Source organism: Paraburkholderia sp. SIMBA_027 (assembly GCF_046535315.1).
In the GTDB taxonomy this organism is placed as follows: domain Bacteria; phylum Pseudomonadota; class Gammaproteobacteria; order Burkholderiales; family Burkholderiaceae; genus Paraburkholderia; species Paraburkholderia tropica.
On the sequence record NZ_JAWRWY010000760.1, the window covers coordinates 1 to 265 of the forward strand.

Annotated in this window: 1 protein-coding gene; it reads left to right on the plus strand. The window is 65.3% G+C overall.

Annotated elements, in window-relative coordinates:
* Positions 1–27 precede the first annotated feature (27 nt).
* On the plus strand, positions 28–265 hold a 238-nt coding region (locus tag SB764_RS41100; RefSeq protein ID WP_410866912.1), incomplete at its 3' end, for a hypothetical protein.

Genomic DNA, 265 nt, shown 5'->3' on the forward strand with positions numbered 1-265 from the left:
GAGCACCGTGCCAAGTCGGCAAGCTCCATGTACTCCGACGACCGCGCGCCGTCCCAAAGCGGGGTATCCTCGAGGCGCGGCGCGGAAGGGACTTCCGGACTGCGGCAACTGCAGGAACTGGAGAGTTCCGGACGGTTGGACCGGCTGCCGGGAGTGAAATTCCAGAACGTTGTCCTTCGTGTCGAATTGGGGGACCAGGCTGCCATGGAGTCGGTCCGGGAAACCGCGCGAACTGTCGAGGGCGCATGGGTAGCAGGCTGGCGCT